Origin of the sequence: Streptomyces sp. NPDC060209 (assembly GCF_042728155.1) — a bacterium.
Lineage (GTDB): Bacteria > Actinomycetota > Actinomycetes > Streptomycetales > Streptomycetaceae > Streptomyces.
Window position 1 is genome coordinate 1 of the sequence record NZ_JBHWZS010000423.1, and the last position, 6,197, is coordinate 6,197.

Annotated in this window: 6 protein-coding genes; 2 read left to right on the forward strand and 4 right to left on the reverse strand. The window is 69.8% G+C overall.

Features of this window, described 5'->3' with window-relative positions:
- From ACFWFI_RS40125 to ACFWFI_RS40140, 4 genes are all read right to left on the reverse strand, one after another.
- A partial coding sequence (locus ACFWFI_RS40125; protein WP_387400482.1) for an ectoine synthase occupies positions 1–145 on the reverse strand: 145 nt, incomplete at its 3' end.
- Positions 146–207: 62 nt separating this feature from the next.
- Entirely contained in the window at positions 208–1,470 is a 1,263-nt protein-coding gene (ectB, locus tag ACFWFI_RS40130) for a diaminobutyrate--2-oxoglutarate transaminase (RefSeq protein WP_387400472.1), read from the reverse strand.
- A gap of 99 nt (positions 1,471–1,569) precedes the next feature.
- The gene (gene ectA / locus ACFWFI_RS40135) at positions 1,570–2,094 is read right to left on the reverse strand and encodes a diaminobutyrate acetyltransferase (protein WP_387400474.1); all 525 of its coding nucleotides are present in this window, start codon (positions 2,092–2,094) and stop codon (positions 1,570–1,572) included.
- 337 nt (positions 2,095–2,431) lie between these two features.
- Positions 2,432–3,538 (reverse strand): pyridoxal-phosphate-dependent aminotransferase family protein, encoded by a 1,107-nt coding sequence (locus tag ACFWFI_RS40140; protein WP_387400476.1) that lies wholly within the window; start codon positions 3,536–3,538, stop codon positions 2,432–2,434.
- Positions 3,539–3,641: 103 nt separating this feature from the next.
- Between ACFWFI_RS40140 and ACFWFI_RS40145 the strand changes: the two genes are divergently transcribed.
- Positions 3,642–4,742, forward strand: coding sequence for an amidohydrolase family protein (locus ACFWFI_RS40145; RefSeq protein WP_387400478.1), 1,101 nt, complete (start codon positions 3,642–3,644; stop codon positions 4,740–4,742).
- Between the two features lie 319 nt (positions 4,743–5,061).
- The gene (locus ACFWFI_RS40150; protein ID WP_387400480.1) at positions 5,062–6,132 is read left to right on the forward strand and encodes an SCO1860 family LAETG-anchored protein; all 1,071 of its coding nucleotides are present in this window, start codon (positions 5,062–5,064) and stop codon (positions 6,130–6,132) included.
- Positions 6,133–6,197: the final 65 nt, after the last annotated feature.

Sequence of the window (6,197 nt, forward strand, 5' to 3'; positions counted from 1 at the left end):
CCGTGCCCGCGTACAGCACGGTCTCGTGGAGCGAGAAGCCCACCTTCTCCTTGGCGAGCACGATGCGCTTGCTCTCCCAAGTACCCGAAGCGGACTTGATGTGCCGGTCGGTGTTCTCGATGTCACTGAAAGATCGGACGATCACGGTGCGATGGTGCCTTTCTCTTCTGTCCTGCTCATTGGTGCCCGGGCGGGGGAGTACCCCGCTCAGGCGGTCTCGCGGACGGAGCGGGCCAGCGTGCGCAGGCCCTCCTCCAGCTCTTCGGGGGTGACGGTCAGCGGCGGGAGCAGCTTCACGACCTCGGACTGCGGGCCGGAGGTCTCCAGCAGCAGGCCCAGCTCGAAGGCGCGCTTGCAGACGGCGGACGCGCGCTCGGGGTCGGTGAACTCCAGGCCCCAGACCAGGCCGCGGCCGCGGAACTGCGCGGTGTCGTCCTCGCCGCAGATCGCCAGCAGCGTCTGCTCGACCTGCTCGCCGCGGGCCAGGGTCTGCTTCTCCATCTGGCCGTCGGCCCAGTAGGCGTCGAGCGTGGCCGCGGCGGTGACGAAGGCCGGGTTGTTGCCGCGGAAGGTGCCGTTGTGCTCGCCGGGCTCCCAGATGTCCAGCTCGCCCTTGAAGAGGCAGAGCGACATCGGCAGCCCGTAACCGCTGATCGACTTGGACAGCGTCACGATGTCCGGGACGATGCCGGCCTCCTCGAAGGAGAAGAAGCCGCCGGTCCGGCCGCAGCCCATCTGGATGTCGTCGACGATCAGGAGCATGTCCTGGCGGTGGCACAGGTCCTGCAGCGCGCGGAGCCACTCGGCCCGGGCGACGTTGATGCCGCCCTCGCCCTGCACGGTCTCCACGATCACCGCGGCGGGCTTGTTCAGCCCGGAACCCTGGTCCTCCAGGAGCCGCTCGAACCACAGGAAGTCGGGCACCTTCCCGTCGAAGTAGTTGTCGAACGGCATCGGGGTGCCGTGCACCAGCGGGATGCCGGCACCGGCCCGCTTGAACGCGTTCCCGGTCACCGCCAGCGAACCCAGCGACATGCCGTGGAAGGCGTTGGTGAACGAGACGACCGACTCGCGGCCCTTGACCTTGCGGGCGAGCTTCAGCGCCGACTCGACGGCGTTCGTCCCCGTCGGGCCGGGGAACATCACCTTGTACGGCAGGTCACGGGGACGCAGGATCACGTTCTCGAACGTCTCCAGGAACGCCCGCTTGGCCGTCGTGGCCATGTCCAGGCCATGAGTGATGCCGTCGCGCTCGATGTAGTCGATCAACGCGCGTTTCAGCACCGGGTTGTTGTGCCCGTAGTTCAGGGACCCGGCACCGGCGAAGAAGTCCAGGTACGAGTGTCCGTCCTCGTCCGTGAGCCGGGCACCCTGCGCGCGGTCGAACACCGCGGGCCAGCTGCGGCAGTAGCTCCGTACTTCCGACTCAAGGCTCTCGAAGACACTCAGGGCGGGCGGGGTGATGGTCACAGCTGATCTCCTGCTCGAGGGGGGTGTGACGGGCGGCGGGTCAGGCACATGCCCGAGGAAGCCGCGCCCGGGCGGGGCGCGGAGGGGCGCTGGGAGGCCCTAGAACGGACCTATGCGGTAGAGGACCTCCGGCAGGTGCGTCCCCTCGGGAAACAGAGCCCCGTCGAAGAGCACCTCGTGCTCCAGCGGCACGTCGTGCCGCTGCGCGAAGGACGTGAACAGCCGGTCGGAGGCGGTGTTGTCCGGGGTGATGGTCGTCTCGACCGATGTCAGGCCCTGGTCGGAGGCGACACGGGTGGTCAACGCGTCCAGCAGTGTGGCCGCCAGTCCCTTGCCGCGGTGGGCCCGGTCGACGGCCACCTGCCAGACGACGAGCGTCTCGGGGCGGTCGGGGCGGATGTATCCGGTCACGAAGGCGATCGGGTCGCCGTTCTCGTCGCGGGCGACCACTGAGGTCGCCGCGAAGTCACGGCACCACAGCAGGTAGCTGTACGAGGAGTTGAGGTCCAGGACCTCGGAGTCGCGGGCAATGCGCCAGATCGCGGCTCCGTCCTCCACTCGCGGGGTGTCGATTCTGAGGAATTCGCTTCGGGCACTTGCAAAATCTGCTGGTGCGGCGGTCATGCGAATTGAATTTACCCAGCAAAAATCAAAATTGCATCGTCGCAAGGGGTTGGGTGAAGAGGCCTGCTGTGTTATCACGCGGGCGCGGACCCGGCCCGTTCGGGCGGCGATTTCGGTAAATTTGTCCGGAATTTATCGGTCATAACGGGCTCGATGTGGGTTCGGTCACATCGTTGTAACCCTCATGACACCCGCTCGGATTACCTGGATCGACCCAGCCGGAATCGCTGCGTTTAGGTCTGGAGAACGGGGGAAGAAGAATGCGGGGAGCTGCTCCCGGTAAAGCAGCTCCCCTTTTTGGTCGACTAAATCGGCAACTGTGGGTGCCGAATTCAATTCAGTTGTTCGGCCAGGTTTCCGCGACGGCTTCGCGGGCAGCATCGATATCGGTTTCCCGGCCCGCGCCTGCCAGTGCGGCGCCCAGGGCGGCGAGCGAGGACAGCACCGCCTCCCGCGTCGCGTCCACGCCGTAGTGGTTGACCCGGATCATCTCCTTGGAGAGCGACCCGCCTCCCGCGATCAGCGGCAGCGACGGGTCGGCCGCCAAGGCGTGCGCGACCAGTTCCGCGGCGTCGACGCCCGCCGGAGTGCGCAGCGTCGTGGCGACCGGCGCCGCGTCACGGGCGCCGTGGACATAGGGCTCCAGCCCGCCGCCGAGCGCCGTGGCACCCGCCCGGGTCGCCGCGGCGGCCGACGCGTGCCGTGCCATCACGGTGTCCAGGCCGTCCGCCTCGATCCGCTCCAGACACGCGTCGAGAGCCAGCATCTCCAACTGGGCGGGAGCGTGCGGCAGCGCCCTGCGGCCCCCGTCGATCCAGCGGGCCTTCCAGTCCAGCAGCGAGAGGTAGGACCGGCGCGGGGCCTGCGGGTTGGCGGCCATCCGCTCCCACGCCCGCGGGCTCACCGACACCATGGACACCCCGGCCGGGCCGCCCATGGCCTTCTGCGCGCCGATGACGCACAGATCAATCCCCCAGGCGTCCGGCAGCAGCGGCTCCGCACCGACCGACGCGACGGCGTCCACCATGAACAGCGCACCGTGTGCCCGGACCGCCTCGCCGATCTCGGCGACCGGATTGGTGTTGCCGGTCGCCGCCTCGGCGTGCACCAGCGAGACGAAGTCGATCTCCGGGTGCTCGGCCAGCGCCCGCTCGACCTGCTCGGCGGTGACCGCCGAGTGGAACGGGACCGCGAGGTCGACGACCTCGGCGCCGCAGTCGCGCAGCCAGTTGCCGAAGGTCTGGCCGTACGGCCCGGTCACGATGTTCAGCGCGGTCGAACCGGGCCGGGCGCCGCCCCGGATGCAGCCTTCGAGGGGCAGCAGCGCCTCGCCCTGCATGATGACGACGTCCTGCTCGGTGGCGAGGAGGCCGGCCACCCGCCGCTCGATCGCTGCGAAACGCGCGGCGGTGAGCGGGGCGAGGTCGAGGAATGGGTGCGTCACGGTGGTGCTCTCTTCGGGTCGGCCGGTGCGCGGTCAGCGCCTGCGTCGAGGGTACCCAGCACCTCCCGGGGCCCAGGGCGGACCGCCTCGTACAGTGCTGTCCATGAGCGATCACGAAGTGGCGCCGGTGCTGCGGATCAAGGGACGGGTGCTCGTCGGACCCGACGAGGTCAAGGACGGACTCTGGGCGGTCGACGGGCGGATCACCTACGAGAGGCCGCCGGGCGCGGACGATGCCGTGACGCTCACAGGGTGGGTGCTGCCCGGCCTCGTCGACGCGCACTGCCATGTCGGCCTCGGCCACCAGGGGCCCGTGGACGCCGCGACCAGTGAGAAGCAGGCACTCACCGACCGCGAGGCCGGCACGCTCCTCATCCGGGACGCCGGATCGCCCTCCGACACCCGGTGGGTGGACGAGCGTGAGGACCTTCCGAAGATCATCAGGGCGGGGCGGCACATCGCCAGGACCCGTCGCTACATCCGCAACTTCGCCCATGAGATCGAGCCCGGTGACCTCGTCGCCTACGTCGCACAGGAGGCGCGGCGCGGCGACGGCTGGGTGAAGCTGGTGGGCGACTGGATCGACCGCGACGCCGGGGACCTGACCGCCTGCTGGCCCCGCGGCGAGGTCGAGGCCGCGATCGCCGAGGCGCACCGGCTGGGCGCGCGGGTCACCGCACACTGCTTCGCCGAGGACGCGCTGCGGGACCTGGTGGAGGCCGGGATCGACTGCATCGAGCACGCGACGGGGCTGACCGAGGACACCATCCCGCTCTTCGCGGAGCGCGGCGTGGCGATCGTCCCGACCCTGGTCAACATCGCCACCTTCCCCGCTCTCGCGGCAGGCGGCGAGTCCAGGTTCCCCCGCTGGTCCGCTCATATGCGGCAGCTCCACGAGGACCGGTACGACACCGTGCGCGCGGCGTACGACGCGGGGATCCCGGTCTTCACCGGCACGGACGCGGGTGGGTCGCTGGCCCACGGCCTGATCGCGGAGGAGGTCGCCGAGCTGGTGAAGGCGGGCATCCCGGCCCTCGACGCGCTCTCCGCGACGGCCTGGGGTGCGCGTCGGTGGCTCGGCCGGCCGGTGCTGGAGGAGGGAGCACCGGCCGACCTGGTGATGTACGACGAGGATCCGAGGGCGGACGTACGGGTGCTGGCGTCCCCGCGGACGGTGGTGCTCAACGGGCGGGTGATGGGCTGATCACCGGTTGACCTCGCGAAGGGCGCCGTGTTGACCGGCGGTGACTCCGGGACCCGCCTCTCGTTGAAATAGCTCTGCGCGTCGTCCGGGGCGCCCGGCGAACGCCCTCCGTCCGTGAAACGGGTGATTCCGAGGAACTACTGTGCCGGTAGATTCGAATGTGCACACGGAAACCCCTCTTTGGAGTGAACTGGCGGAAGGTATCCGCCAGTTCACTCTCTGTGCGTAAAGATTCACGGAGTCGAGGCCACCGGTGCCCGCGATGTCCCCCATTGGACGGCGCCGGTGGCTCCATGTCTCTTGTGGGGGTTCCACCATCTTGAACAGCAACACCTTCCGTCCGGCTGCCCTGGCGCTCGCCGCCGCACCCGTCGCCCTGCTCCTCGCCGTCCCCGCGCAGGCAGCCACCGCGACGATCCCGGCCACTCCGGCCGGCGGCCACGGAAAGGCGAGCGCGGTCGTCCTCCGTGCCGGGCTCGACGTCTCGCTCATGAACAAGTCGGTCCAGGTGCCGCTCACCGCCACGCTCAACGAGGTCCATGCGCCGGCGAGCGCTGGGAAGACCGCGCTCAGTGTGGAGCTCGACGGCGTGAACAAGGGCCGTCCCGTCCGTGTGCTGAAGGCCGATGTGGCCACGGCGAACGCCACGGTGGACAAGCACAAGGCGGAGGGGTACACCGATCTCGCCGCAGCGCGGGTGCACGTGCCGGGGCTGCCACTGCTCTCGCTGATCGAGGTCCAGAAGGTCACCTCCAAGGCACTGTGCGAGGTGGGCCACAAGCCGGTGGCGGAGTCGAACGTGCTGGGGCATGTGACGGTGTTCGGAAGGAAGACCCGGCTCACCTCGGGCGGCACGACGAAGGTGCAGGTGCCGGGCGTCGGTGACGTGACTCTCGACCTGTCGAAGACGGAGACGACGACCCGGACGGCCGCCGCGACGGCGCTGCAACTGCGTGTGTCCGTCAACCCGCTCGACCTGAACGTCGCCGAGGTGGAGGGCGAGGTCACGCTGGCCGAAGCGACGTGCGAGACGCCCGACGGCGGCGGTTCGGACAACGGGGGCTCGGACAACGGGGGATCCGGGAACGGCGGCTCCTCCGGCAACGGCGGATCGACGGGCGGCGACAACGGCTCCGGCGACAACGGCTCCGACGACAACGGCTCCGGGGACAACGGCTCCGGGGACACGGACAGCACCGGTGGCAAGGAGGAGCCCGTGGACGTGAAGCCCCAGACCGGCTCCGACCCGGTCCAGGCGGCCTCCGGCTCGGGCGACCTCGCCGAGACCGGGTCCAGCTCCTCGACCCCGTACATCGCGGGCGGCGCGGCAGTCCTGCTGGCGGCCGGCGCCGGCGCCACGGTCATCGCCCGCAGGCGCGCCCGGGGCTGATCCTTCCTGGAGGGCGGCCGCAGAGGAGAGCGGTGTCCGCGCGGCGGAACACCGCTCTCCGCACC

What these genes read in the sequence shown, in the direction of transcription:
- ectA (WP_387400474.1), bottom strand. Translation starts at nt 2,094, where the DNA reads ATGACCGCCGCACCAGCAGATTTTGCAAGTGCCCGAAGCGAATTCCTC.
- ACFWFI_RS40145 (WP_387400478.1), top strand. Translation starts at nt 3,642, where the DNA reads ATGAGCGATCACGAAGTGGCGCCGGTGCTGCGGATCAAGGGACGGGTG.